29 protein-coding genes are annotated in these 25,652 nt (G+C 66.3%); 16 read left to right on the top strand and 13 right to left on the bottom strand.

What is annotated here, in order from left to right; all coding sequences use genetic code 11:
• Positions 1–6: 6 nt before the first annotated feature.
• Positions 7–1,191 (bottom strand): YbfB/YjiJ family MFS transporter, encoded by a 1,185-nt coding sequence (locus tag WKW77_RS09280; RefSeq protein ID WP_340356563.1) that lies wholly within the window; start codon positions 1,189–1,191, stop codon positions 7–9.
• 66 nt (positions 1,192–1,257) lie between these two features.
• Here WKW77_RS09280 and WKW77_RS09275 point away from each other — a divergent pair, with 66 nt between their 5' ends.
• Positions 1,258–2,124: a LysR family transcriptional regulator gene (locus tag WKW77_RS09275; protein ID WP_340356562.1), complete on the top strand. Its 867-nt coding sequence runs from the start codon at positions 1,258–1,260 to the stop codon at positions 2,122–2,124.
• Positions 2,125–2,171: 47 nt separating this feature from the next.
• Here WKW77_RS09275 and WKW77_RS09270 read toward each other — a convergent pair whose 3' ends face one another.
• The 3 genes from WKW77_RS09270 to WKW77_RS09255 form a co-directional block, all read right to left on the bottom strand.
• Positions 2,172–2,624: a hypothetical protein gene (locus tag WKW77_RS09270; RefSeq protein ID WP_340356561.1), complete on the bottom strand. Its 453-nt coding sequence runs from the start codon at positions 2,622–2,624 to the stop codon at positions 2,172–2,174.
• Positions 2,621–2,827 (bottom strand): hypothetical protein, encoded by a 207-nt coding sequence (locus WKW77_RS09265; protein ID WP_340356726.1) that lies wholly within the window; start codon positions 2,825–2,827, stop codon positions 2,621–2,623. The genes WKW77_RS09270 and WKW77_RS09265 overlap by 4 nt, the downstream gene beginning before the upstream one ends.
• 88 nt (positions 2,828–2,915) lie before the next feature.
• Positions 2,916–3,347 carry a hypothetical protein gene (locus WKW77_RS09255; RefSeq protein ID WP_340356560.1) on the bottom strand — a complete coding sequence of 144 codons (432 nt, stop codon included), beginning with the start codon at positions 3,345–3,347 and terminating at the stop codon, positions 2,916–2,918.
• 137 nt (positions 3,348–3,484) lie between these two features.
• Between WKW77_RS09255 and WKW77_RS09250 the strand changes: the two genes are divergently transcribed.
• A complete protein-coding gene (locus WKW77_RS09250; protein ID WP_340356559.1) occupies positions 3,485–3,682 on the top strand; it encodes a hypothetical protein in 198 nt (65 codons plus the stop codon).
• Here WKW77_RS09250 and WKW77_RS09245 read toward each other — a convergent pair.
• Positions 3,679–5,373: a long-chain fatty acid--CoA ligase gene (locus WKW77_RS09245; RefSeq protein WP_340356558.1), complete on the bottom strand. Its 1,695-nt coding sequence runs from the start codon at positions 5,371–5,373 to the stop codon at positions 3,679–3,681. The two genes, WKW77_RS09250 and WKW77_RS09245, sit on opposite strands and share 4 nt — an antisense overlap.
• Positions 5,374–5,568: 195 nt before the next feature.
• On the opposite strand from WKW77_RS09245, the gene WKW77_RS09240 reads away from it, so the two are divergent.
• The 4 genes from WKW77_RS09240 (at position 5,569) to WKW77_RS09225 (ending at position 8,635) form a co-directional block, all read left to right on the top strand.
• Positions 5,569–6,009: an OsmC family protein gene (locus tag WKW77_RS09240; RefSeq protein ID WP_340356557.1), complete on the top strand. Its 441-nt coding sequence runs from the start codon at positions 5,569–5,571 to the stop codon at positions 6,007–6,009.
• A gap of 145 nt (positions 6,010–6,154) precedes the next feature.
• Positions 6,155–7,123 carry a LysR substrate-binding domain-containing protein gene (locus WKW77_RS09235; RefSeq protein WP_340356556.1) on the top strand — a complete coding sequence of 323 codons (969 nt, stop codon included), beginning with the start codon at positions 6,155–6,157 and terminating at the stop codon, positions 7,121–7,123.
• Positions 7,124–7,169: 46 nt separating this feature from the next.
• The gene (locus WKW77_RS09230) at positions 7,170–7,805 is read left to right on the top strand and encodes a carboxymuconolactone decarboxylase family protein (RefSeq protein WP_340356555.1); all 636 of its coding nucleotides are present in this window, start codon (positions 7,170–7,172) and stop codon (positions 7,803–7,805) included.
• On the top strand, positions 7,802–8,635 hold the full coding sequence (locus WKW77_RS09225) for an amidohydrolase family protein (RefSeq protein ID WP_340356554.1): 834 nt from the start codon (positions 7,802–7,804) through the stop codon (positions 8,633–8,635). The genes WKW77_RS09230 and WKW77_RS09225 overlap by 4 nt, the downstream gene beginning before the upstream one ends.
• A gap of 41 nt (positions 8,636–8,676) precedes the next feature.
• Here the strand turns inward: WKW77_RS09225 and WKW77_RS09220 are convergent, their stop codons facing one another.
• Positions 8,677–9,294, bottom strand: coding sequence for a glutathione S-transferase family protein (locus tag WKW77_RS09220; RefSeq protein WP_340356553.1), 618 nt, complete (start codon positions 9,292–9,294; stop codon positions 8,677–8,679).
• Positions 9,294–10,523: a CaiB/BaiF CoA transferase family protein gene (locus WKW77_RS09215; protein ID WP_340356552.1), complete on the bottom strand. Its 1,230-nt coding sequence runs from the start codon at positions 10,521–10,523 to the stop codon at positions 9,294–9,296. Before WKW77_RS09215 ends, WKW77_RS09220 begins: the two co-directional genes overlap by 1 nt.
• A gap of 202 nt (positions 10,524–10,725) precedes the next feature.
• Between WKW77_RS09215 and WKW77_RS09210 the strand changes: the two genes are divergently transcribed.
• Positions 10,726–11,694: a Bug family tripartite tricarboxylate transporter substrate binding protein gene (locus WKW77_RS09210; protein ID WP_340356551.1), complete on the top strand. Its 969-nt coding sequence runs from the start codon at positions 10,726–10,728 to the stop codon at positions 11,692–11,694.
• A gap of 82 nt (positions 11,695–11,776) precedes the next feature.
• Here the strand turns inward: WKW77_RS09210 and WKW77_RS09205 are convergent, their stop codons facing one another.
• From WKW77_RS09205 to WKW77_RS09195, 3 genes are all read right to left on the bottom strand, one after another.
• Positions 11,777–13,003, bottom strand: a complete 1,227-nt coding sequence (locus WKW77_RS09205) for an acyl-CoA dehydrogenase family protein (protein ID WP_340356550.1) — start codon at positions 13,001–13,003, stop codon at positions 11,777–11,779.
• A 117-nt stretch (positions 13,004–13,120) separates the two neighbouring features.
• Positions 13,121–14,140 (bottom strand): Bug family tripartite tricarboxylate transporter substrate binding protein, encoded by a 1,020-nt coding sequence (locus tag WKW77_RS09200; protein ID WP_340356549.1) that lies wholly within the window; start codon positions 14,138–14,140, stop codon positions 13,121–13,123.
• A 3-nt stretch (positions 14,141–14,143) separates the two neighbouring features.
• Complete coding sequence (locus WKW77_RS09195; RefSeq protein ID WP_340356548.1) at positions 14,144–14,920, bottom strand: enoyl-CoA hydratase/isomerase family protein; 777 nt, start codon at positions 14,918–14,920, stop codon at positions 14,144–14,146.
• A 382-nt stretch (positions 14,921–15,302) separates the two neighbouring features.
• Here WKW77_RS09195 and WKW77_RS09190 point away from each other — a divergent pair, with 382 nt between their 5' ends.
• The 7 genes from WKW77_RS09190 to WKW77_RS09160 all read left to right on the top strand — a co-directional run bounded on the left by WKW77_RS09190 (position 15,303) and on the right by WKW77_RS09160 (position 20,842).
• Positions 15,303–16,268, top strand: coding sequence for a Bug family tripartite tricarboxylate transporter substrate binding protein (locus tag WKW77_RS09190; protein ID WP_340356547.1), 966 nt, complete (start codon positions 15,303–15,305; stop codon positions 16,266–16,268).
• A gap of 73 nt (positions 16,269–16,341) precedes the next feature.
• On the top strand, positions 16,342–17,133 hold the full coding sequence (locus WKW77_RS09185; RefSeq protein WP_340356546.1) for a transporter substrate-binding domain-containing protein: 792 nt from the start codon (positions 16,342–16,344) through the stop codon (positions 17,131–17,133).
• A 12-nt stretch (positions 17,134–17,145) separates the two neighbouring features.
• A complete protein-coding gene (locus tag WKW77_RS09180) occupies positions 17,146–17,808 on the top strand; it encodes an amino acid ABC transporter permease (protein WP_340356545.1) in 663 nt (220 codons plus the stop codon).
• A gap of 7 nt (positions 17,809–17,815) precedes the next feature.
• The gene (locus tag WKW77_RS09175) at positions 17,816–18,469 is read left to right on the top strand and encodes an amino acid ABC transporter permease (RefSeq protein ID WP_340356544.1); all 654 of its coding nucleotides are present in this window, start codon (positions 17,816–17,818) and stop codon (positions 18,467–18,469) included.
• A complete protein-coding gene (locus WKW77_RS09170; RefSeq protein WP_340356543.1) occupies positions 18,453–19,235 on the top strand; it encodes an amino acid ABC transporter ATP-binding protein in 783 nt (260 codons plus the stop codon). The genes WKW77_RS09175 and WKW77_RS09170 overlap by 17 nt, the downstream gene beginning before the upstream one ends.
• Before the next feature lie 54 nt (positions 19,236–19,289).
• Positions 19,290–19,868, top strand: coding sequence for a YceB family lipoprotein (locus WKW77_RS09165; RefSeq protein ID WP_340356542.1), 579 nt, complete (start codon positions 19,290–19,292; stop codon positions 19,866–19,868).
• On the top strand, positions 19,865–20,842 hold the full coding sequence (locus WKW77_RS09160) for a glycerophosphodiester phosphodiesterase (protein ID WP_340356541.1): 978 nt from the start codon (positions 19,865–19,867) through the stop codon (positions 20,840–20,842). Before WKW77_RS09165 ends, WKW77_RS09160 begins: the two co-directional genes overlap by 4 nt.
• 4 nt (positions 20,843–20,846) lie before the next feature.
• On the opposite strand, the gene WKW77_RS09155 is transcribed toward WKW77_RS09160, so the two are convergent.
• Positions 20,847–21,341, bottom strand: coding sequence for a Cd(II)/Pb(II)-responsive transcriptional regulator (locus tag WKW77_RS09155; protein WP_340356540.1), 495 nt, complete (start codon positions 21,339–21,341; stop codon positions 20,847–20,849).
• A gap of 166 nt (positions 21,342–21,507) precedes the next feature.
• Here WKW77_RS09155 and WKW77_RS09150 point away from each other — a divergent pair, with 166 nt between their 5' ends.
• The gene (locus WKW77_RS09150; protein WP_340356539.1) at positions 21,508–22,545 is read left to right on the top strand and encodes a P1 family peptidase; all 1,038 of its coding nucleotides are present in this window, start codon (positions 21,508–21,510) and stop codon (positions 22,543–22,545) included.
• Here WKW77_RS09150 and WKW77_RS09145 read toward each other — a convergent pair.
• Positions 22,515–22,772, bottom strand: coding sequence for a hypothetical protein (locus WKW77_RS09145; protein ID WP_340356538.1), 258 nt, complete (start codon positions 22,770–22,772; stop codon positions 22,515–22,517). The genes WKW77_RS09150 and WKW77_RS09145 overlap by 31 nt on opposite strands.
• A gap of 194 nt (positions 22,773–22,966) precedes the next feature.
• Here WKW77_RS09145 and WKW77_RS09140 point away from each other — a divergent pair, with 194 nt between their 5' ends.
• Complete coding sequence (locus tag WKW77_RS09140) at positions 22,967–24,304, top strand: TAXI family TRAP transporter solute-binding subunit (protein WP_422823161.1); 1,338 nt, start codon at positions 22,967–22,969, stop codon at positions 24,302–24,304.
• Here the strand turns inward: WKW77_RS09140 and WKW77_RS09135 are convergent.
• A complete protein-coding gene (locus WKW77_RS09135; protein WP_340356536.1) occupies positions 24,301–25,578 on the bottom strand; it encodes a PQQ-dependent sugar dehydrogenase in 1,278 nt (425 codons plus the stop codon). The genes WKW77_RS09140 and WKW77_RS09135 overlap by 4 nt on opposite strands.
• Between the last annotated feature and the right edge of the window lie 74 nt (positions 25,579–25,652).

Raw genomic sequence — 25,652 nt, 5'->3', positions numbered from 1 at the left:
TTTCGTTCAAGCAATCGGTCGCGGTTCGCGCGCGAGCCATACGGCGCTGCCCAGCAGAGCCACCGCGCCGACCGTCAGCGCGATGAAAAGCCCGCCGAAGCCCCGCGACGAGCCGCTCAGGGCGGACGACAGGATCGGGCCTGCCATCTGGCCGATGGCGAACGCGGCGGTCATTCTGCCGAGCGCGCGTGTCGGATCGCCGATGGCGCTCGCCCTCGCCTCCTGCATGCCGGCCATGGTCGCGACCATGAAGGTGCCGCCAACCAGCAGCGCCGCGGCGAGCACCGTGAGCGCGGATAGATGGACCACCGGCAGCAGGCAGCCCAGCGCCATCAGCGCGTGGCTTCCAGCGAGCACTCGCCGCCGCGAGACGTGGCCGAGCACCGCCGCCGCGAGCAGCGTCGAACCCGCCGCCGCCGCGCCGAAGATCGGCCAGGCCGCACCGAAGACAGAAGGATCGTCGACCACCGCGCGCGCCAGCACCGGCAGGAAGGTCGCGGGCAGGATGTAGCCGAAGCCGAGAATGCCGTAGCTGAGCACCAGCCCCCACGAGACGGTGCCCGAAGCAGCCGCGCTCTCGCCCGTACGCGGCGCAGCGGCGGTCGCGACGCCGTCGCGCGGCATCAGCACCGCGACGACCAGCAGCCCCACCAGTGCGAGGATGCCGAGCTGCACCCAGAGGTTGTCAGGCGCCGCGCCTGCCGCACCGGCGCGCCAGCAATAGAGCCCCGCGAGCGCGATGCCCACGCCGACGCCCGCGTAGAGGATGCCGGCGCCCGAGGGCCGGTCCAGCCGCGCCAGCCATGCGAGGCACCAGACGCTGGTGCTCACCAGGGCCCACGCACTCGCCGCGCCCGCGACGAAGCGCAGCACCAGCCAGAAGGCGACCGAACCCGACCAGCCCATCGCCGCGGTGGAAATCACGATGATCGCGAGCGACACCAGTCCCACGCGCTGCGGCGTGAGCGGCAGGCGCACCGTCGTCAGCGCACCCAACAGATAGCCCGCGTAGTTGGCCGCCGCCAGCCAGCCCCCGGCGGCCACGTCGAGGCTGCCGGTGCGGATCATCAGCGGCAGCATCGGGGTGAAGGCGAATCGGCCGATGCCCATCGCGATCGCCAGCGCCAGCAAGCCGGCGACGCAGACCGACAGATAGGAAGGCCGCGACATGGTGAGGGTGGGATTCGACATGGCATGTCATTAGACGCAGAATGCAGCTCGCCCACAAATGAATTATTCAGAACGATCATTCTTCTTATGAGAACCATCGACCTGGACTCCCTCGAGATCTTCCGCGCCGTCGTCGCGGAAGGCGGCGTGATCCGCGCGGCGGACAAGCTCAACCGCGTGCAGTCGAACGTCACCACGCGCATCCAGCAGCTCGAGGAGCGGCTCGGGCACAAGCTCTTCCATCGGCAGGGCCGCACGCTCGCGCTGGCGCCGGCGGGCCACAAGCTGCTGCCCTACGCCGACCGGCTGCTGCGCCTCGCGGACGAGGCGGAATCCGAGCTGCGCAGCGACCTGCCGCTCGGCACGTTCCGGCTGGGTTCGCTCGAAAGCACGGCGGGCAGCCGGCTCGCGCCGGTGCTGTCGCGCTTTCACAAGCTCTACCCGGGGGTGGTGGTGGAACTGGTGAGCGGCACCACGGGCGCGCTGATCAAGCGCGTGAACGGCTTCGAGATCGAGGCGGCGTTCGTGTCGGAACCCTTCTCGGCAGCCGGGCTGGAATCAATCCCGGTGTTCGAGGAAGAACTGGTGCTGGTCACGGCACACAGCGTCACCTCGGTGACGCGGCCGGGGGACCTCGCGAACTCGACGCTGATCGCGTTCGCGCAAGGCTGCTCGTACCGCCGCCTGCTCGAACAGTGGCTCGGCAAGGGCGGCGTGTCGCCCTCGCGTTCGCTGGAGTTCTCTTCCTACCAGGCGATGATCGCCTGCGTGGCCGCCGGCACCGGCTTCGCGATCGTGCCGGTGTCGGTGCTCAAGGCGCTGCGCGCCACGGCGGATGTCCGGCAGCACCCCTTGCCAGAAAAGATGCGGCACAACCGCACGCACCTGGTGTGGAAGGGGACGCCCTCGGTGGCATTGACAAGGTTGGTCGAGATGCTGCGAATGCCACGCTGATTCCATCCACGCTGCGGCACAACGCCCACCCTAGAGCCAATGCCTGCTCAACGATTCATATCGAACATCATGCAGGAAAGGGCTTGTCGCTCCGGCGCCTGCGAATCAATCCACCCGGGTTGATCGCGCTTCACGTAAGCCTCCATAGACGGATACGCGGAAGCCTCCCATTGACCGATGCGGGGGTCGGCCTGCGCCAGCTCGAAAACTTCCAGGTCGCATTGGCGGCTCCGATTCCTGATGCGGAACACGATTCGGGGGAACCGGCCCGACGCGTCCCTTTCCAGCACCTCGTAAGGACTCGGCTTGCAGATGCGGTATGTGGAAATCCACTCCAGCGTTTTCGCCCTGATGTGGATGCCCCCGCTGCAAACCCTCCCGGAAGAGCCGCCAAAGCTCCCGGTGAATGGCGTATCTTTGACGGTCATCGCGGATGCGGCACGCAAGAACAACATGACCGCGACCCACACTGCCGGGCGCAATGTACGCAAACCCATCATGGCCCCCTTCGGCGCTCCATCGCCCGGAGTGCGTATTCCAGCTTTTCGGCATATCTGGCGTCCCCGCCACCGTTGGTGTAGCGCGCGATGCTCGATGTGTTGATCAACTTCCAGCCCGTGATGACCCGTCGCACCGACGCCTTCTGGCACTTGAGCACCTGACCGACCGTGAGCCGGTGCACACCCGGGTTGAGTTGCTTCATCAGTTCTTCGGTGCTGCCCTCAGCGCCGGCGATCTTGCTGAGGCTGTCACCTGCTTTCACCGTGACGCGGTAGGCCTGCGAGCCAGGCTCAGGGACGCTGCGAATAGCCGTGTTCGCCAATTTTTGTCAACAGGTAGCCGACGCCGGCTTCGATGTTTGCACGAGGGTTCCTGGAGGCTGAAATGAAAGATAGATTCATCATGGGAGGCACGATCAGATCGCTGCCTTCTTCGCCACGCAGCATGACTCGAAGTCCAGGGTCACCACTGTTTCCAATTTGAAGCGGTCGTGTGGCCCATTCGGGACGAGCAGCACCGGTCTCCGTCCAAGCCATCGCCTTGACCAGCTTCCAGTCCAGCCGGAAATACCCAGCGCTGGTGCGCACCAGAGGCGCGTTGTATCGATCGACCGTGGATCGAATGATGCCGTCGTAGGCATGCCACCTTGAATCGGCGAGGTCTACGCCTTCCTGCCATGACTCATACGGAGTTCGATGCCTTGTTCCGCTATGTGTCGCCATCGTTGTGGCCTCCCTCGAGTTTCGGATTTCGAAACCCCAGTCGGAAAGAGACCCACTGAGGTCGGCACATGCCTGATCGGCCAGCCGAGGCTCACGATAGGGACATCACCGTTTGTCGGCGACGAGAAGATTCTGAATTGGCGCACAGCGCACGGATCGCGCCGGTGCTGGGCCGCTTCACGATCGCCAAATCACACGCGCGCGCTCCAAGGGTTGTTTTGCTGTGTCTCGGCCGCCGAAACGAACTGAGCCGCGCGGAGGCCACCCGCCTCGTGCCCAGCTGGCCGCAGCGCAATCATCTGGCAAAGGGGCGTGACGTCGAACTCTGGTTCTAGGCGCCCTTGCTCTCCGCTTCCTGCAGCAGCCGCCACATCACCTTGCCGCTGCCGCTCTTGGGCAGCGCATCGACAAATTGCACCGCGCGCGGGATCTTGTAGACCGCCATGTTCTCGCGGCACCAGTCGATGATCTGCTGCTCGGTGGTGTCCTTGTGCGTCGGGCGCAGCACCACCACCGCCTTGACCGATTCGCCGCGATAGGCGTCCTTCATCGCGATCACGCAGGCCTCTTGAATGGCCGGGTGCTTGAACATCAGCAGCTCGACCTCGGCCGGCCAGACCTTGAAGCCGCTCGCGTTGATCATGCGCTTGAGGCGGTCGGTCATGAAGAAGTAGCCGTCCTCGTCCATGCGGCCCATGTCGCCCGAGCGGAAGAAGCGCTTGCCTTCGAACTCGACGAAGGCGGCCGCGGTCGCATCCGGCCGCTTCCAGTAGCCCTGGAACACCTCGGGCCCGTGCGTGATGATCTCGCCCGATTCACCGATGGGCATCTCCTGCAACGTATCGGGATCAACCACCCGGGAGTCGGTGCTCATGTAGGGAATCCCCAGGCATTGCTGCTTCGGGTTCTCGAACGGGTTCGCGTGCGACGGCGCGGCCGTTTCGGTCAGCCCGTAGCCTTCCTGGTACTTCAGGCCGAACTGCTCCAGCAGCCGCTGCGCGATCGCCTGCGGCATCGCTGCGCCACCACCGCCGATGTAGCTCAGGCTGCTCAGGTCGTAGTTCGCGAAGCTGGGACTCGCCATCAGGTCGATCACCATGGTCGGAATGTTGGTCCAACTCGTGACCTTGCGGCGAGAGATCAGGCGCCCCGCCATGTCCCGGTCCCACCGCGGCATGATGACCAGAGTGCCGGCAATAAGGATGGTGGTGTGCATCACACTCACCACGCCGGTGATGTGGAACATCGGCACCACCGCGAGCACCACCACCTCCGACGAGCCCAGCCCCCAGATCTGCCCCGCGAAGGCGTTGTGGTTCAGGCTCGAATGGTTGTGGATGCAGCCCTTGGGCAGCCCAGTAGTCCCGCTGGTGTAGGGCAGGAGCGCCATGTCGTTGGCGCCGACCACGTGCTCGGGCGCCGCGTGACCGGCGTTCATCGCATCGGTCCAGGTCATCGCCTTGCCGTCCTGTAGCTCGGGCAGCGGGTGGCGAGTCAGCAGCCAGTCGCGCCATGCCGGCGGCGGCGCCTCGTCGCCGGTCATGGCCGGGTCGAAGGTGTCCGTGAACTGGGTGACGATCATGTGCGCGAGCCGGTCCTTCGGCGCCAGCGCATTGCTGGCCTTGGCCAGCTCGGCGGCGAGGTCGCCGGTCGTGATCGCGACCTTGGCGTCCGGGTCGGTGATGTAGTGCTTGAGCTCTTCCGCCCGGTTCATCGGGTTGACCGGCACCACGACGGCGTTCGCGCGCAGGATCGCGAAGTGCGCGATCACGAGCTGCGGACAGTTCTGCATGTCGAGGACCACGCGGTCGCCGCGCTTCACGCCCAGGGCGTGCAGCGTGCCGGCCAGGCGCTCGACCTGCGACGCGAGTTCACGGTAGGTGATCTCGCTGCCGAAGAACACCATCGCGAGCTTGTCGGGGAAACGCTCGGCGTTGGTCTTCAGGTTGTGCCACAGCGAAGTGGCGGGGACGGCGATCGAGCGAGGCAGGCGCTGCGGCCAGAACTTGTAGTGCGGTCGTTCCATACGGTCTCCAGACAGCCCGGAAGCCTACGACGCCGCGCGGCAGTGCAGCATGGGGGAAGCCCCGAAATCCGTCACATGGGCGACTCCGAAAGTTGCAATCTTCTGTCGATCGAAGGCCGCCGGCTGACAGACGGCGCGGCCGATCTGCCGTACAACGCAGGCTCCGTTCCACCCACCCACCTCGAAGGAGTTCACATGCCAGCAGACAAGCGCGCGACCGTTCACTGGGAAGGCGCCGGCAAGACCGGCAAGGGACAGATCAGCACCGAGACCGGCGCACTCAAGGACTACCCCTACGGATTCGCCAGCCGCTTCGAGGACGACAAGCGCGGCACCAATCCCGAGGAAATCCTCGGCGCCGCCCATGCGGGCTGCCTCACGATGGCGTTTGCGTTCGCGCTCGAAGGCGCGGGCTTCACCGCGAAGTCGATCGATACGAAGGCCGCGGTGCGGCTCACGCAGGATGGCCCCGGCTTCAAGATCGATCGCATCCAGCTCGAACTGGAAGCCGTGATTCCGGGCATCGACGAGGCGAAGTTCCAGGAACTCGCGGCCGGTGCGAAGGCGGGGTGCCCGCTGTCGAAAGCGCTTGCGAGCGTTCCGGAGATCACGCTGAAGGCAACGCTCAGGAGTTGAGCGAGCGGGGAGCCGCGGGGCTGACCAGGCAAGGCTAGCCGCTCTGGGGTCTCTTCGAATCACGGCGCGCTGAGGGAAAGCCGGCATTCGCCCCCTGCTCAAGGGCAGGACAATCGCTCGCATCCCACGCTGCGAGCAAAGTCCCATGCAACCCGGCAAAGCCACCCAGATCCAGCTCGACATCACATCCGATCTTCAGAAGTGGCGAGCGTTTCTCGCCATCGCCGAACTCGGCAGCCTGACGCGCGCCGCACTTTTCCTGGACAGCAACCAGTCGCTACTGAGTCGTCATCTGAATGCGCTGGAACGCGAATGCAAAGCTCGCCTCTTCAACCGAACCGGCCGCGGCGTGGCGCTGTCGGATGTGGGTCAGCGCATCTTCCCGCTGGTGAGGGCACTGCTTTCGGATGCGGAGCAACTCGAGTTGGAAATCCACGGTGAGGCGCGCGAGCCCTCCGGCCGGGTCACCATCGCATCGCTGCCCTCGATCACCAATCCAATCGTCGGCCGCCTGTTCAAGCAGTTGCGGGATCGTCATCCCGGGATCCAGCTCAAGATCCTCGAGGGCTCCAGTGGACAGGTCGAGGAATGGCTGGCCGATGCGCGCGTCGACATCGCCATCCTCTATCGTTACGGCAACGCGCTGCACGAGCTGGAGCAAGCGCTGGCTACTGTCGACAGCTACCTGATCGGTCCGCCAGGCGACCGGCTCACGAAGGCGCCCGAAATCCCCTTCTCATCGCTGCACGAGTTGCCGTTCATCCTGCCGAGCGCGCCCAACGGACTCCGGACGGCGCTCGACGCCATGGCGCGCCAGGAGCACATCACGCTCGCGCCGGTTCTGGAGGCCGATTCGCTTCCGCTCATGCGATCGACAGTTGCCGAAGCCAGGCTCTACACCGTCTTGCCGATTCACGCCGTATGGACGGAGGTGCAGGAAGGCCGACTGCAAGCCGCGAGGATCGTTTCGCCGCCGCTGCAACGGATCGTATCCATGGCATTGGCGCGCGCGAAGGGGCCCGGCCGGGCCGTGTCGGCTGTTGCCGCGGAGATCGTCGGCATCGTGGAAGACAGCGCACGCACCGGCATGTGGCATTTCGGCGGTCCCGCGTAGTCGCCGCCTTGCACGCGCGCGCATAGCTGCATTGCGGCGGTTGCAGATGCGCAGCCTGCGCCTGTCCCCTAAGCTCGTCGGCAACGATCGAATCACTGGAGACAACAGCATGCCAAGAATTTCCCTGCCCGCGCCTGAAACGATGAATGCCGAGCAGCGCGCCGTCTACGACAGGATTATTTCCGGCCCGCGCGGGCGCATTCAGGGTCCACTTCGCGCCGCACTCCACAACCCGGAGCTCGCGGACAAATGGCAGGCGATCGGCGCCCTGCTGCGCTACGGCACGACCCTGCCGCCGCGGCTGTCCGAGATCGCGATCCTCGTCACCGGGCGGGCGTGCAATTCGCCTTTCGAGTGGTACGCCCACCGCGCCGAGGCAGAAAGGGCCGGCATCGAGCCCCCGATCATCGAAGCGCTTCTCGCGCAGACCGAACCGCCGGGCATGTCGGCAGACGACGCCGCCGTCTACCACTACGCGGTCGAACTCAACCGTCACAACTCGGTTTCCGATGCCACCTACGCGGTCGCCCTTGCGCGTTTCGGCGAGCGGACCGTCGTTGAACTGACGGCGCTGATCGGCTACTACACGATGGTCGCCATGACGCTCAATTGCCACGAGATTCCGCTGCCGGAAGGCGTGGTGCCAGCGTTCCCGTTGCCTCAGAAAGCAGCGCTGCAATGAGCGACGCGGCAAGCGCTTGGCGTGCTGCCGAAGGGTGGGATTGCCACGCCCACGTGTTCGGTCCGTACGATCGCTTTCCGTTGGCGGCCGAGCGAAGCTATACGCCACCTGAAGCCGTCGAGTCGGCCTATCTGGACCTGCTCGCACGACTCGGCCTTGACCATGGCGTGCTGGTGCATCCAAGTGCGTATGGCAAGGACCATTCGCTGCTGTTGCATGCGCTGGCCGCGCAACCCGCCCTGCGCGGCGTGGTCGTGGTGCAACCTGGTGATCCACTGGCGCTTGGCGGCTTGCGTGAGCGCGGCGTGCGTGGCGCACGCTTCAGCCATCGCAGCGGCCCTGGCACGAACTTCGCCGGCAGCGCGTCATTCGACGACCTGTGCGAGTTGGCCTCTGCGTTGGCGGATGCCGGCCTGCACGCGGAACTCTGGACAGACTGCAACGCCTTGCCGGCCATTGCACCGAAGTTGCTGGGATTGCCCGTCCCGATCGTGATCGACCATATGGGAGGCTTCGACGTGAACGCTGGCGTCGACGATCCAGGGTTTCGCGCACTGCTCGACCTGCTGGCAACCGGCAAGGTCTGGGTCAAGCTCTGCGCCTACCGCAACCTGCTCGGTGCACCCGATTGGCAGGCGGGGCGGCCATTCCAGCAAAGGATGATCGAAGCCAACCCTGAGCGTCTGGTGTGGGGCAGCGACTGGCCCCACCTGCGCGTGACGCCTGTTCCCGATACCGCGCAATTGCTTTCGATGCTCGAGGAGTGGGCCGGGAGCGAAGTTCTCGTGGACAGGGTACTTCGCATCAACCCAGAAGGCCTCTACCGATGAGAACGCCCGCGGTGGCGAAACATCTTCCGGGCCATTGCTGATCAGCCGTCGACAGGCTCAGTGCTTTGAAAGGACGGGCGAGCCTGCAAAGCTGCAAACCAGGCCGCGAGACGGGGCGCCAGCGCACGCCAGCCCAGGGCTTCGAAGCGGTAGTCGAGATACCCGAGGGCGCAGCCAAGGGTCACGTGACCGATCGAGAACGGCGCGCCGCCGATCGGGTCGGCCTCTGCGTCAAGCAATTTCAACGCAGCGCGGGTCTTGAGCTCGAAGGCATCCGTCAGCGCCTGCAACGGATGCTCGCGTTCGCGCTCGTTGCGCCACAGGATCAGCACATCGAGCAGGCCATCCCCCAGCGCATGCCAGCGCAACGCCTGCCATCGTGGCTCGCCCCGCACCGGGAACAGCGAACCGCCGGCCCGATCGTTCAAGTATTCGCAGATTACGACCGAATCGAAAAGCGTCGAGCCATCTTCGCGCACCAGCGTCGGGATCTTCGACAACGGGTTGTCCACCATGAGAGCCGCGTTGGGCTTGAGCATGGCCGCCACCGAGCGCACGAGCTCGAGTTCGGGCACGACGTCGAGTTCGTGCGCGCAGATCATCACCTTTCGCACATAGGGCGACTTGGGCGACCAGTGCAGCTTCATCTTTCCTGTCATCAGATCGCTCCCGCAGCGCGCAAGGAATCGATGCAGCCCCTGCTGTAGCCCAGTTCGGCCAGGATGTCATCGCTGTGCTGGCCGAGCAGTGGCGGTGCGGACTGCGTCTGCAGCGGCGACTCGGCAAAGCGCATCGGGCTGACCACCTGTGGCACGTCGACCCCGCTCGGGTGCGGCACATAGCGCAGCATCTCGCGCGCCTGGACTTGCGGTTCCTTGAAGACATCCGCCACGGTGTTGATGGGGCCGCAAGGCACGCCCGCCTTGTCGAGGGCTGCGATCAGGCGCTCGCGTTCCCACTCGGCGAAGAGGTCGCGCAGCATGCCCGAGAGTTCGCCGATGTTGCGCACCCGCTGTGCGTTCGTGGCGAACCGTTCGTCGACGATCCAGTCGGGCCGCCCCAACACCTCGCACAGCTTCGCGAACTGGCCGTCGTTGCCCACCACCAGGATCACATCGCCGTCCGCACAGCCGTACACGTCCTGCGGCTGGATATTGGGATGGGCGTTGCCGTTGCGGCACGGCACCTTTCCTGAGACGAGATAGTTCATGGCCTGATTGGACAGGGTGGCGACCTGCACGTCGAGCATCGCGATGTCGATGTTGTCGCCGACGCCCGTTTCGTTGCGCCGTGCCAATGCGGCTAGCACGGAAACGGCGGTGTACATGCCGGTCATCAGGTCGACCATCGGGATGCCGACCTTCTGCGGTCCGCCGCCCGGGCGACCATCCTTCTCGCCGGTCACGCTCATCAGGCCGCCCATGGCCTGGATGAGGAAGTCGTACGCGGGCTGGTCGCGCCGCGGCCCCGTCTGGCCGAAGCCGGTGACCGAGCAGTAGATGAGACGCGGATTGATCTCGCGCAGCGAAGCCTCATCCAGGCCGTAGCGCTTGAGGGTGCCAGCCTTGTAGTTCTCCAGCACGATGTCCGCCTTGGCGGCCAACGCCTTGACGATCTTCTGGCCCTCGGGCTTTTCGAGGCTCACGGTGATCGAGCGCTTGCCGCGATTGACGGCGAGGTAGTAGCCGGCTTCCTTGGTGTCCTTGCCCTCGGCGTCCTTCAGGAACGGCGGGCCCCAGGTGCGGGTGTCGTCGCCGGCGCCCGGCCGTTCGACCTTGATGACGTCGGCGCCAAGGTCGGCGAGGATCTGGCTGGCCCAGGGTGCGGCGAGGATGCGGCTCAGGTCAAGCACTTTGACGTGCGAGAGGGGGCCCTTGGCGGTGGTCATGTGAAGTCTCCTTTGGATGGAGACAATTCTGGAATTGCGATGCGTTCCGGGCTACGCCCTCGGCGGCAACGCTGTGATGCGCCGCGGCGCATACCGGCGGCCTGCACTGCACCAGTCCGCATAGCAGGTTTGCGCGGAAGACCGGTGCCACGCGACGGCCATGTTCCTAAAGTCCATTCATCACGAACCGGAGACAATGACCATGAATCGACTTTTCAAATCCGCCGCGACACTTGCCTTCGCATTGGCCGCAACTTCAGGATGGGCGCAGGCCTACCCGACCAAGCCGATCCGCGTGATCGTGCCCTTTCCCGCCGGCGGCCCTGTCGACCAGACAGCGCGTGCGCTCGGCGCCAAGCTGAGCACCTCCCTGGGCCAGACCGTCATCATCGACAACAAGGGTGGTGCGGGGGGCCTGCTCGGCGCTGATGCCGTTGCCAAGTCGGCGGCGGATGGCTACACGCTGCTGTTCTCCTCTGCCGGCGCACTGGCCATCGTTCCGCACATCGTGCCATCGATGCCCTACGACCCGAAGAAGGACCTGGTGGCCGTCACCCAGGCACTCAAGGTGCCTGCGGTGCTGGTCGTGGCAGCCAACTCGAAATTCAAGACATTTGCCGACCTGAAGGCCTCTGCCACGGGCGAGCCCAGCAAGATCAACTACGCTTCGGCCGGCAGCGGCACCACCCCGCACCTGCAAGCCGAGCTGCTCAAGCGCGAAGCGAAGCTCAACATGAACCACATCCCCTATCGCGGCGCGGCACCCGCGCTGACGGACCTCATCGGCGGGCAGGTGGACATGATGATGGTCGACATCCCGGTGGTGTTGCCCTTCATCCAGTCGGGCAAGCTGCGCGCCCTGGCGGTGACCAACGCCACGCGAATTCCCTTGCTCAAGGATGTGCCCACCGTCGGCGAGCTGGGCTTGCCCAAGGCCGAGGCCTACAACTGGTACGGAATGCTCGCCCCGGCTCGCACACCGCCCGAGATCATCAACAAACTGTACAGCTCCGTCGGTGCCGCATTGCGCTCGCCAGAACTGAAGCAGCAGTTCGATCAGCAAGGCGTGGAAGTCGTCGGCAGCAAGCCGGAGGAATTCGGAGCATTCATCTCCGCGGAGTCGGAGCGCTGGGGCGCGCTGGCCAAGGCGGTGGGCGCCAAGCTGGAATAGCGCGGCGGCCGAATGCATCGGCCGGGTAGGCCGGTCGAACCCCGGACTTCAGCGTCCCTTCGGGCGCTGAAGTCCTATTTCTTTACGCTGCAGCCGGCCTCTTGGACAACTCCAGCTTGGCGATGGCATTGCGGTGCACTTCATCCGGGCCGTCGACAATGCGCACAGTGCGCTGGTGCGCATAGGCCTCGGCCAGCCAGAAGTCCTGGCTGACGCCGGCCGCGCCATGCGCCTGGATCGCCCAGTCGACCACCTTGCACGACATGTTCGGCGCGACCACCTTGATCATGGCGATCTCCGCACGCGCTTCCTTGTTGCCGACCGTGTCCATCTTGTAGGCGGCATTCAGTGTCAGCAATCGCGCCTGGTCGATCAGGCAGCGCGACTCGGCGATGCGTTCATGCCAGACGGATTGCTCGGCCAGCGGCTTGCCGAAGGCGATGCGAGAACGAAGCCGGTCGCACATCATCTCCAGCGCTCGCTCGGCGGCGCCGATGGAACGCATGCAGTGGTGGATGCGTCCAGGGCCAAGGCGGCCCTGGGCGATCTCGAAGCCGCGGCCTTCGCCCAGGAGGATGTTGCCGACCGGCACGCGGACGTTTTCCAGCAGAACTTCCATGTGGCCGTGCGGTGCATCGTCATAGCCGAACACGGACAGGTGGCGCAACACGCTCACGCCCGGCGTGTCGCGCGGCACCAGCACCATCGACTGTTGCGCATGGCGCGGCGCGTCCGGGTCGGTCTTCCCCATCACGATGAAGATCTTGCAGCGCGGACTGCCCGCGCCGGACGAGAACCACTTGCGACCGTTGATGACGTACTCGTCGCCCTCGCGCGTGATGGTGCACTGGATGTTGGTGGCGTCCGAAGAGGCAACGGCCGGTTCCGTCATCAGGAAGCCGGACCGGATCTGGCCAGCGAGAAGCGGCTCGAGCCATTGGTCCTTCTGCGCCTCGCTGCCGTAGCGCTCGATGGTTTCCATGTTGCCCGTGTCGGGCGCCGAGCAGTTGAACACCTCGCCGGACCAGGAGACACGGCCCATCACTTCGCACAGCGGTGCGTAGTCCAGGTTCGAAATGCCCGGCACGCCGCGATGCTCGTGCGGCAGGAACATGTTCCAGAGGCCGGCGGCCCGCGCGAGCGGCTTGAGCTCCTCGATCAGCGGCGACACCTGCCAGGCATTGCCCGAGCGACGGAATGCATCCATCTCCTCGTAGTAGCGTCCCTCGTTGGGATAGATGTGCTGGTCGAAGAACTGCCGCATACGCTGCAGCAGGTCCAGTGTCTTGGGGGAGTGTTCGGCAAACATGGTGTGTCCTTCAGTCTTGGGGGCCGCGTCCGGTCCTGACGCTTGCTGTTCAAGATTAGAACGCTGCCGATGGAAAGAAGCCGTCTCGCGTGCGACGAGACGGCTGGCGATCGGAAATCAGTCGAGGTGCACGCCGGTGCGCTTTACCACCTCCGACCACTTCGCGGCGTCCGCGCGAATCAGTGCCGCGAATTCCTGCGACGTGCTGAGACGAACTTCAATGCCGGCATCGGCCATCTGCCGGACGATGTCAGGCGACGACATGGCCGCGCCGATGTCGTCATGCAACTTGGCGACGATGTTGGCGGGCGTGCCGGCCGGCGCGAGCACGCCGAGCCAGAGCGACATTTCGTAGCCCGCCATGCCAGGTGTTTCGGAGATGGTTGGCACGTTCGGCAGGGTCGGAAGGCGCTTGCGTCCGGTGAGCCCGAGCGGGCGCACCCTCCCGGTCTTGACGTATTCGACGAAGTTCGACGCGGTGTCGAACATCATCGAAGTGCGGCCGCCGAGGAAGTCGGTCATCGCGGGGGCGCTCCCCTTGTACGGGACGTGCGTCAGGTCGACCTTGGCCAGGCTCTTGAAGAGTTCGCCGGACAGGTGGCTGGTCGTGCCGTTCCCCGCCGATGCAAAGGTCAGCTCTCCGGGTTTCTTGCGCGCAAGCTCGATGAGGTCGGCCACCGACTTGGCGGGCACGTCCGGATTGACCACGAGCAGGTTCGACGTGTTGTGCGTCAGCGTGATGGGCTCGAAGCTCTTGACCGGGTCATAGCGCAGGTTCTTGTACAGGCTCGGGTTGATGGTGAGCGAACCCATGGTGGCGAACAGCAGTGTGTAGCCATCCGGTGCAGCAGTCGCCACCGCTTCGGCGCCGATGCCGCCTCCGGCACCGGCACGGTTGTCGATGATCACGGCCTGGCCGAGCCGTTCTGCCAACTTCTGACCCATGGCTCGTGCCATCACGTCGGTCGCGCCACCTGCGGGGAACGGCACGACGAGGCGTATCGGCTTGTCCGGATACCCGGCCGCATGCACAGTCTTGCCCAGCGCCGAGAGCCCGAGCGACCCGCAGGCCAGCAGCATTCCGCGGCGGGTCAGGTGCAGGTTGCCCGGACGTGGGCGTGAGTCGGCAGGCGCCATGGCTCAGTGCCCCGTGAAGACCGGCGCGCGCTTTTCCGCGAACGCGCGCTGCGCTTCCTTCGCGTCATCGGTCTTTCCGATCAGCGCCGTCATGTCCTGTTCGTAGCGATAGCCGTCGCGCAGGCTCATGTCCTCGATCACGTTCAGCGTGTGCTTGCCCATGCGCGTCGACACCGGGCTCTTGGACGCGATGGTGGCTGCGATCTCCAGCGCCTTGGGCATCAGGTCCTCCGGTGTCGTGCACTCTTCGACGATGCCAAGGCGATAGAGCTCGGCGCCTGGCACGCGCATGCCTGTCAACATCATCCGACGCAGGCGGGAGTGGCTGAAGAGCCGCATCGCGTGGCGGCAGCCGCCGAGCAGCCCCACGTCGACTTCGGGCAGGCCGAGCGACGCTTTTTCCGATGCGATCAGGATGTCGCTGGAGGCGGCCATCGCGACACCGGAACCGAGCGCAGCGCCGTTGATCGCACAGATCACCGGCTTGGCGCATTCCCGGATCGCATGGAAGCATTCGCGTGTTCGCCTCGAATGCGCCGGCAGATCGCCAGGGCCTTTGATGACCGAGGCGCGGCCCTTGAGGTCGGCGCCGGCACAGAACACCTTGCCCGCGCCGGTCAGCACGACGACGCGCACTTCGTCCATCTCCGAGATGCGATCGAGGGCCATCGTGAGTTCGTCGTTGAGCGTGCGCGTGAGCGCGTTCACTGGCGGGCTGTTGAGCGTGAGGGTGGCTACGAAGTTGTTCAGTTCGTAGTTGAGTTGGGTCAGGTCGTCCATGGTCTCCTTTTCCGGCGCGAAGCGCGCTCGTCTTGTTCGGTGTTCCCAGTCTAGTGATGGGATCACCTCGACGAAGCCATCACTCCCACAGAGCTGGTATGCGGTTTTCGGCAAGTCGCGTCAGTGGAAACGGAGAGAACTCACCGCTCGAACCTCGCTCAGCCACCTGAAGGAGGCCTGCAGCGAAGGCACTCGTCTGCAGCCAGCACCCCGGAGCGATCGATGGGCGGAGCCACGGCTCGAGGCGGTGCGGCTTCGGCTTCGGCTTCGGCTTCGGCTTCGGCTTCGGCTTCGGCTTCGGCTCCCAGAGTTTGCGCTGCTCGCCGTCAGGGCAGCATCGCACGCTGTTTATGATCTCTCGCACAACGAGGAGACAAGCAGCATGAACATCGCCCGCCAGGCCATCGCGGCCGCACTGTGCATCGCGGCATCGGCCGCGGCCTTTGCGGCCTATCCGGAAAAGCCCATCAAGGTCATCATCGGCTTCCCGGCCGGCGGGCCGCTCGACCAGCACGCCCGCCTGCTCGCCGACAAGCTGCAGACGGTGCTGGGCCAGCCGATCATCATCGACTACAAGCCCGGCGCGGGCGGCTCGGTCGGCGCCGAGGCCGTCGCCAAGAGCCCGGCCGACGGCTACACGCTGATGCTCGCCAACACCGGCGTCGCGGTGATCAACGGCGCGCTCTACAGCAAGCTGCCCTACAACACGCTCAAGGACTTCACCCCGATCGCGCGCACCGCGATGCAGCCGCTGGCGCTGCTGGTCACGCCCTCGCTGCCGGTGACCAACCTGCATCAGTTCATCGACTACGCCCGCGCGCGGCCGGGGCAGATCAACTACGGCTCGGCGGGCAACGGCGGCATCAGCCATCTCGTGCCCGAGATGTTCAAGAGCGCGACCGGCATCTACATGGTCCATATCCCTTATCGCGGCAGCGCGCCGGCCTTCACCGACCTGATGGGCGGGCAGGTGCAGTTCATGGCGGAGTCGATTCCGCAGGCGGCCAACTATCACAAGCAGGGCAAGGTCCGCGCGATCGCCGTGACGAGCGCCAGGCGCAACCCCGCGCTGCCGGAGGTGCCGACCGTCATCGAATCCGGCGTGAAGGGCTTCGAAGTGGTCGGGTTCTACGGCTTCCTCGCACCGGCCGGCACGCCCAAGGACGTGGTCGCCAAGCTCAGCGACGCCTTCCGGCAGGTGCTGACCAACCCCGAGATACGCGACCGCATGGTGAGCCAGGGCGCCGACCCGGCGTTCATGGGCAGCGAGGAATTCGCGAAGTTCCTCGTCACCGAAACGCCGCGCTGGGAGAAGGCGGTGAAGGCCTCGGGCGCACGGATGGACTGAGTACCGACGCTTGGGCACAGCTCTTGCGTGCGGTCGGCGGACGAATTCCACCGACCCATTCAGGAGCCATGCCATGAAGTATTCCAAGCGCCAGTTCGCGGCGATCCTCGTCGCCGCCGCGCTGTTCGCCACCGGCGCAGCGCAAGCACAGAACGCGCTCGACCACATCCTGAAGGCCAAGGTCATCAAGATCGCGGTGCCGACCGACTACCCGCCCTATGGTTCGGTCGACAAGACCATGACGCCGCAGGGCCTCGACATCGAGATGGCGCAGCTCATCGCAAGCAAGCTGGGCACCAAGGTCGATCTGGTGCCGGTGACCAGCGCCAATCGCATCCCTTACCTGCAGACACGCAAGGCGGACCTCGTGATCTCCACGCTCGGCAAGAACGCGGAGCGCGAGAAGGTCATCGATTTCTCGGCCGCTTACGCGCCCTTCTTCCAGGCGGTGTACGCGTCGAAGAAGCTCGACATCAAGAGCTTTGCCGACATGGGCGGCAAGAGCGTGGCCGTGACGCGCGGCGCGATGGAAGACCAGGAGCTCGCCAAGGTCGCGCCCGCGAACGTCGACTTCAAGCGCTTCGAGGACAACAACGCCACCATCGCCGCCTTCGTCGCCGGGCAGACGCAGACCCTCGCCACGAGCGCGGCGGTGGCGGGCGACATGATGCAGAAGAACCCGCAGCTCGGCGCCGAATACAAGCTGCTGCTGAAGGACAGCCCGTGTTTCATCGGCATCGCCAAGGGCGAGGACGCGCTGAAGACCAAGGTGAACGAGATCATCGCCAACGCGAAGAAGGACGGCACGCTCGACGCGATGGCGAAGAAGTGGCTCGGCCGCCCGGCGGGCGATCTGCCGGTCTGATCGGCCTGCCGCATGGGCATCGAATTCGACTTCGGCGCCGTTCTCGGCCAATGGCCCCTGCTGGTCAAGGGCGTGCTGTGGACGCTGGGCCTGACCGCCATCGCGACGGTGATCGGCATGGTGGTCGGCATTGCATGCGCATGGGCGCGCGCGCGCGGTGCGGCGTGGCTGCGCTGGATCGTCGGGGCCTACGTGGAGCTGATCCGAAACACGCCGTTCATCGTGCAGCTCTTCTTCATCTTCTTCGGGCTGCCGGCGGCGGGCTTCAAGCTCTCGCCGGAAGTGGCGTCGGTGATCGCGATGGTGATGAACCTCGGCGCCTATGCGACCGAGATCATCCGCGCCGGCATCGAGGCCACGCCCCGCGGGCAGGTCGAGGCGGCGGTGAGCCTGGCGCTCAACCGGATGCAGGTGTTCACGCGAGTGGTGTTGCCGCCGGCGATGAAGAAGGTGTGGCCCGCGATGGTGAGCCAGATCATCATCGTGATGCTCGGCTCGGCGGTGTGCAGCCAGATCTCGACCGAGGAACTGAGCTATGCCGCCAACCTGATCCAGAGCCGCAACTTCCGCGCTTTCGAGGCGTTCATCATCGCGACGGTGATCTACCTCGCGCTGTCGATGGGCGCGCGCCGGCTGCTCAACTGGGCCGGCCCGCGCTGGTTCTTCGGACGGTGAGGCGCGCATGAGCGACTTCTCCATCTGGGACATCCTGCGCAACCTGCTGATGGCGCTGCGCTGGACGGTCGTGCTGTCGCTGATCGCGTTCGTGGGCGGCGGTGCGGTGGGCGCGCTTCTACTCTTTTTGCGGCTTTCGGGCGGGCGCGCGGCAGAGCGGCTGATCGGCTTCTACGTGCAGATCTTCCAGGGCACGCCGCTCCTGATGCAGCTTTTTCTCGCCTACTTCGGCATCGCGCTGTTCGGCGTCGATGTGTCGGCTTGGACAGCGGCATCGGTGGCATTGACGCTCTACACCAGCGCCTTTCTCACCGAGATCTGGCGCGGCTGCGTGGCGTCGATCCCGAAGGGCCAGTGGGAGGCCGGCAGCAGCCTCGCGCTCGGCTTCGGCGAGCAGATGCGCCATGTGATCCTGCCCCAGGCGGTGCGCATCGCGGTCGCGCCGACGGTGGGCTTTCTGGTGCAGGTGATCAAGGGAACGGCGCTCGCATCGGTGATCGGCTTCGTCGAACTCACCAAGGCCGGCAGCATGATCTCGAACGCGACCTTCAAGCCCTTCGTCGTGTTCAGCTGCGTCGCCCTGCTCTATTTCGTGCTGTGCTTTCCCGTGAGCCTGTACGCCAAGAATCTGGAGAGGAAATTCCATGGCGCTCGTCGCTGAAGCTTCCCGGCCGGCCGTCGCATCGGCGGCCGCGCCCATCGTGCGCATCACCGCGCTGCGCAAGTCCTATGGCAGCAACGAGGTGCTCAAGGGCATCGACCTCGACGTGAAGCGCGGCGAGGTGATCGCGATCATCGGCAAGAGCGGTTCGGGCAAGAGCACGCTCCTGCGTTGCATCAACGGGCTGGAGGTGTTCCAGGAAGGCTCGCTCACCGTCGACGGCAAGCCGCTCCTGCATGAAAGCGCGATGGCGATGCGCGAGCTGCGGCAGCACGTGGGCATGATCTTCCAGAGCTTCAACCTGTTCCCTCACCTTTCGGTCGGGCGCAACGTGATGCTCGCGCCGACGCTGGTGAAGAAGCGCAGCAGCATGGAAGCCGCATCGCAGGCGCGCAAGCTCCTCGCGCGCGTCGGGCTTGCGGAGAAGTTCGATGCGATGCCCGATCAGCTTTCGGGCGGCCAGCAGCAGCGCGTGGCCATCGCCCGTGCGCTGGCGATGGAACCGGCGGTGCTGCTGTGCGACGAGATCACCTCGGCGCTCGACCCCGAGCTGGTGGGCGAGGTGCTGCGGGTGGTCGAATCGCTCGCCGAGGAAGGCATGACACTGCTGATGGTGACGCACGAGATGAACTTCGCCCGCAAGGTGAGCGACCGGGTGATCTTCATGCACCAGGGTCGGGTGCACGAGATGGGGCCGCCCGCGGAATTGTTCGGCAATCCACAGACCGCCGAATTGAAACAGTTCCTTTCGTCCCTGCACGACTGAGGCCCGGATCGCCGGGCGGGGGAACCCGGCCGTCTGTGGCAAGCTCGGAGCGGTATGCGCAACCGCTCACCCTCCTCGTCCCGCCGTCTGATGCTGCGCGCGCTGCTGGGCGCCGCGGCTCTGCCCGCGCCGTTCGCGGCGATGGCGGGCTTCAACTTCTTCACCAGCGAATACACCGCGAGCCGCCAGGAGCTCGAAGCGCAGATCGCGAAGCACTTTCCGGTGCAGAAGCGCTATGCGGACATCTTCACCGTGAGCCTGAGCAATCCGCAGCTCGGGCTGGACGGCGAAAGGAACCGCGCCGCGATCACGGCGGCGCTGACCATCAGCAGCCCCTTGCTGCGACCCTCGACCGTGCAGGGCATTGTCTCGGTCAGCAGCGCGCTCAAGTACGATGCGCCCGCGCGCGCGCTGCGGCTCGATCAGCCGCAGGCGGAACGACTGGAATTGCAGGGCGTGACCGGCCGCGATGCGGAGCGGCTCCAGCAGATCGGCGCCGTCGTCGCGCAGGAACTCCTTCGCGACCAGCCGCTGCGCACCTTCACGGCCGAGGAACTGACCGTAGGGCGCAAGACGTACGAGATCGGAGCGATCACAGTGCAGAACGACGCCATTACCGTAGAGCTCAAATGAAGCTCGCCGCACTCTTCGCAGCCGCGGTGCTCGTTGCAGGATGCGCGGCGCCGACGCCCGCTTCGCGGCAAGCCATCGATCTGCAGGCGCATCGCGGCGGCCGCGCGCTGATGCCGGAGAACACACTGGCCGCGTTCTCGAATGCCATCGGCATGGGCGTGAACACCCTCGAGCTGGACATCGGCCTCACCGCCGACGATGTGGTGGTGATTTCGCACGACACGGCGCTGAACCCCGATCACACACGCAATGCGCAAGGCAACTTCCTGCCGTCGAAGGGACCGGCGATCCGCGCGCTGACGCTCGCGCAGTTGCAGGCCTATGACGTGGGGCGCCTCGACCCGGGCAGCAACTACGGCAAGCAGTTCTCGAAGCAATTGGTCCGAGACGGCGAGCGCATCCCCACGCTGGCCTCGTTGTTCGAGCGTGTCCGCGTGGCGGGCGCGGACCAGGTGCGGTTCAACATCGAGACCAAGGTCGACCCCTTGCAGCCCGATGAAACCGCCTCGCCCGAGCGGATGGTGCGTGCGCTGCTGGCAGAGATCGACAAGGCCGCCATGGCGCAGCGCGTGACCATCCAGAGCTTCGACTGGCGCACGCTCGCGATGGTGCGCGACCAGGCGCCGCAGATCGCGCGCGCCTACCTCACGACCGCCCGCACGCTGGGGGACAGCCGCTGGACGGCGGGGCTGCGCCTGGAGGACTTCGGCTCCGCGCCGCGCCTCGTGAAGGCTGCGGCGGGCGACGGCCCGGGCAAGGTCATCTGGTCGCCGGCGTTCAAGGAACTCACGCCCGAGCTGCTCAAGGAAGCGCATGCGCTCGGCCTGCAGGTGTTGCCGTGGACCGTGAACGAGCGCGCGGACATGATCCGGCTGATCGACTGGGGGGTGGACGGCATCATCACCGACGATCCGGCGATTCTTCGCGACGTGATGGGTGAGAAGAAGATGGCGTTGCCGGTGCGCGGCCGCTGAAGACTCACACGTGGCGCGTGGCCCGCGCGCGCGGCGGTTCGGGCGGCGATTCGCGATCCGCGCGCGCATGCAGGGTTCCGATGATGTGGCATTCGGCATCGGTGCCGTCGCAGCAGTCGCGCAGCGCGATCAGGTCCTTCTCGAGCGAGCGCAGTTCGCGAAGCCGCTCGCGCACGTGGCCGAGATGCGCATCGAGCGTCACGCAGGCCGCGTCGCAGTCGGCCTTGCTGCGCAGGTCGAGCGCGAGCAGCGTGCGCACTTCGTCGAGCGACATGTCCATCGCGCGGCACAGGCGAATGAAGCGCAGGCGGTGCACGTCGCCATCGCCGTAGACGCGGTAGCTGTTGTCGGCGCGCCCCTGCGGCGTGATAAGCCCTTCTTTTTCGTAGTAACGGATATTCGCGGCGCTCACGCCGCTTCGCGCGGCGGCATCGCCGATGCGGTAGGCCGCCGCCGCGGCATGGCTTTCATCCGGCATGGTGAATCTGGGGCTTGACATGGTGCCGTCGATCGTCGCAGCACGCGGCGCGCTCGGCAACCCGGCGCCCGGCTTGCCCCGAGTTGCACCGGACTTCTGTGGATAACGTTGTGGGTTGCGCGAGGACAGCAGGTGCCGCAGGCCCAATCCATGCGGGTTGCGGCTGAGTTGCCTGCAAATGAGGCACATGAACAACCATAATCTTCGGATGTCCCGTCACCCCTCTCCTGCGGCCCCCTACGGGGGCGCCATCACCGACGTCGCCGGCATCGAGGTCGGCCATTTCACCGATTCGCGCCGCCCCACCGGATGCACCGTGATCCTCGCCCGCGAGGGCGCGGTGGCCGGTGTGGACGTTCGCGGCGCCGCACCCGGGACCCGCGAGACCGATCTGCTCGCGCCCGGCAACTTCGTGCAGCAGATTCATGCGGTGATGCTGGCCGGCGGCAGCGCCTGGGGACTGGCCGCCGCCGACGGCGTGACGCGGTGGCTGGAGGAGCGCGGCGTCGGGCTCGACGTGCGCTACGGCACGCTGCCGCTGGTTCCGTCGGCCGTGCTGTTCGATCTGCCCGTCGGCGATGCGCGCATCCGGCCCGATGCCGGGGCCGGCTATGCGGCCTGCGAGGCCGCTTCGTCGACGGCGCCCGCCGAAGGCAATGTCGGTGCCGGCAGCGGCGCGCTGGTGGGCAAGCTGTTCGGCGTGCATCGCGCGATGAAGGGCGGCGTCGGCACCGCGTCGGTCACGGTCAACGGCGTGACGGTGGGGGCGCTGATCGCCTGCAATGCGCTCGGCGACGTGGTCGATCCCGATACCGGCCGCGTCGTTGCAGGTGCGCGCACGGAGGACGGCAAGACCCTTCTCGACACGCGCCGTGCGCTTCTGAGCGGGCATCTGCCGACGCCGCTGCTCGCGGGCACCAACACCACGCTGGGCGTGGTCGCGACCGACGCGGCGCTCACCAAGGTGCAGGCGAACCGGCTCGCGACCGCCGCACACGACGGGCTCGCACGCGCGATCAACCCGGTGCACACGATGAGCGACGGCGACACCCTGTTCGCGCTCGCCACCGGCCGAGTGCCGCTCCAGGGCGACGCGCCGGGGATGACGGTGTTGGGCGCACTGGCCGCCGAAGTGGTGGCGCGCGCGACCCTGCGCGCGGTGCACGCGGCGCGCAGCGTGCGCACCGAAGACGCCTACTTTCCCTGTGCGGCGGATCTCGACTGAAGGACCTTGCACGCCACAGCGGGCAGGTACACCACGGCGACGAGCAGGATCACGCCGGAACCGGCGCTCAGCAGCAGATCGACCGGCGACATGAGCGAGAACAGGTCCTGACCCGCGATCAGCAGCAGCGTCGAGATCGCAAGCAAGGCCACAAGCATCTTGCCCAGGAGGAGCAGAGGGGTCGTGAGGTTCGTCATGGTGCGGCGAGATGGAAGTCCGAACAGCATCCAGGCGATTCCCCGCGGTCCGCCTGGCCTGCTGCCCGGTGCCTCTATTGGGCCTTGCACGTTGCACTGCATCAATACACCGTGCGTCAGTGTCGAAGGCCTAGTCTTTCTGGCTGAACGCCCTATGCCGTGTGCGCCACATCCGAGCGCTTTGTAACGAAGGCAGCGCCAAACCCACAGAAAATGCCGTGCCCATGCCCCAAGCCATCCGACTCTTTCTTCTCTCGATCCGCGATCTCATCGCCTCCGCCGGACCCATCGTCTTTCTCGTCATCGGCTTGCTCGTTGCGGCGTACTGGTGGCTCCAGCCGCAACCGCCCAAGCAGGTCACCCTCGCGACCGGCCCGGCCGGCAGTGCCTATGCGGAATTCGGCAAGCGCTATGCGGCGGCACTGAAGACCAACGGGATCGAGGTCATCCTCAAGCCCACCGACGGATCGCTCGACAACCTGCAGCTGCTGCGCAAGCAGGAGGCGGACGTGGGCTTCGTCCGCGGCGGCAGCGCCGATCCGGTGAAGGACGAGGAAGCGGGCCTGACGTCGCTGGGCAGCCTGTTCTTCGAGCCGCTCTGGTTCTTCTACCGCACCGAGGCCGCGCGCAAGGTCGACCGCAAGACCGCGCAGCTCACCACGCTCACGCAGCTGCAGGGCCTGCGCATCAACGTCGACAAGCCCGGCAGCGGCGTGCCGGACATCATGGACCGGATGTTTCGCGCCAACCACATGGACCCGGCCACGCTGAACCTGTCGAACCTGGAGCAGACGCCGGCCACCGAGGCGCTCCAGGCCGGGCTGCTGGACGTGATCGTGCTGGCTTCGGCGCCGCAGTCGCCGCTGGTGCAGCGGCTGCTGCGCGCGCCGGACATCCAGCTCATGGATTTCGCCCAGAGCGATGCGTATTCGCGCCGCTTCTCCTTCCTGCAACCGGTGACGCTGCCGCGCGGCGTGGTCGACCTTGCGGCCGACCTGCCATCGCACGACCTGTCGCTGCTCGCCGCGACGACATCCCTGCTGTCGCGCGAGGAAACCCATCCGGCGATCCGGCAGCTCTTCGCGCAGAACGCGCAAACGCTGCACGGCGGCGCGGGCTGGTTCCATCGTGCGCGCGATTTCCCGAACACCCGCACCAGCGAACTGCCGGTGAGCCCCGAGGGCGATCGCGCCATCAACGGCACGCCGCCGTTCTGGCAGCGCTATCTGCCGTTCTGGGCGAGCAACCTGGTGGAACGGATGTGGCTGGTGCTCGGCGGGTTGCTGGTGCTGATGCTTCCGCTGACACGCGTGGTGCCGCCGCTCTACCAGTTCCGCGTGCGGCGGCGGGTGTTCCGCTGGTATGCGCGGCTGCGGGACGTCGAGCACAAGCTCGATGCGCACAAGGGCGAGCGCGATGCGCTCCTGAAGGAACTCGACGAGCTGGACCGCGTGGTCAACAAGGTAGCGGTGCCGCTGTCGTACGCGGATGAGCTCTACGCGCTGCGCAACAACATCTATGCGGTCCGCAAGCGGGTGTTGGCAGCTTCGCCGCAAGCCTAGTGCTGCAGGCGCAACAGCTTGCCGTTGGGGCTGTCCGTCAGCAGGTAGAGCGCGCCATCGGGGCCCTGCCGCACGTCGCGGATGCGCTCATTGCGGTCTGCCAGCAGGCGCTCGCGCGACACCACGGCGTTGCCGTTCAGCGTGAGTCGCCATAGCGCCGTGCCGGCGAGGGCTCCGACGAAGAGATTGCCCCTCCATTCGGGCAGGCCGTCACCGGTGTAGAAGGCCATGCCGCTCGGGGCGATCGACGATTTGGCGGTCCCTGGCGACCACGGCGAGCCGTCGATCGTCTCCCAGTAGGTCACCGGCTGTTCCATGCCAGCCTTGGCGGTGCCTTCGCCGACCTGCGTCAGCGTGCCGTATTCCTGCCCATAGCTGATGACCGGCCAGCCATAGTTGCGGCCGGCCAGTACGAGGTTGACCTCGTCGCCGCCTTGCGGGCCGTGCTCGTCGATCCAGAGTTCGCCCGTCGAGGGATGCAATGCCGCGCCCTGCGGGTTGCGATGACCGTAGCTCCAGATGTGCGGCTGGGCGCCCGCCGTGCCCACGAACGGATTGCCCGGCGCCGGGGCGCCGTCGGTGGTGATCCGCACCACCTTGCCGTTGCCGCGCGAGAGATCCTGCGCGAAGCCGCGCTGCGTATCGATCTGCCGCTCGCCCAGCGTGACGAAGAGATAGCCGCTGCGATCGAACACGAGGCGCGAGCCGAAGTGCGCCGTGCTTTCGACCTTGGGCGACTGCCGGTAGATGACCGCCAGATTGCGCAGGCTCATGCCGGCCGCATCGAGCTCGGCACGCGCGACGGCGGTGCCATTGAGGTTGGCGTTGGCCGCGTCGCTTTCGGAGAAGCTGAAATAGATCCGCCGGTTGCCGGCAAAGTTGGGGTCCAGCGCCACGTCGAGCAGCCCGCCCTGTCCCACCACAGCCACGGCCGGAACACCGCTGAGCTGGTCGGCGCCTCCGTTGGCCGGGCTGCCATCGGCGTTTCGCAATCGCATCTGGCCACCGCGCTGCGTGATGAGCATGCGGCCGTCCGGCAGGAAGGCGAGGCCCCACGGCGTGTCGAGACCTGTCGCCACTTCGACGACCTTGAACGCGCCGGCCGTCGGCGGCCCGGGCTGTGCGGCAGGCCCCATGGACGGAGTCCCCGGCGCCGGGCCCGGCGTGAGGCCGACGCCGCCCGTCGACAGGGCCACGTTGGTGCCGCCCCCGCCGCCCCCGCAGGCCGACAGGAGCAGAAGCGTTGCAGCGAAGCATCGACCCCAGTTCACCATGTCGGCTCCTTTGACGGCGTGCGCCGAACCGGAAAATGGCGAAAGTTTGCGCCGATGCGGCGCGCCCGACGCCT

It is taken from the genome of Variovorax ureilyticus (assembly GCF_037889935.1).
GTDB lineage: Bacteria > Pseudomonadota > Gammaproteobacteria > Burkholderiales > Burkholderiaceae_C > Variovorax > Variovorax ureilyticus.
Note: the sequence above shows the minus strand (reverse complement) of the source record. Positions and strands in the feature narration are given on the sequence as shown.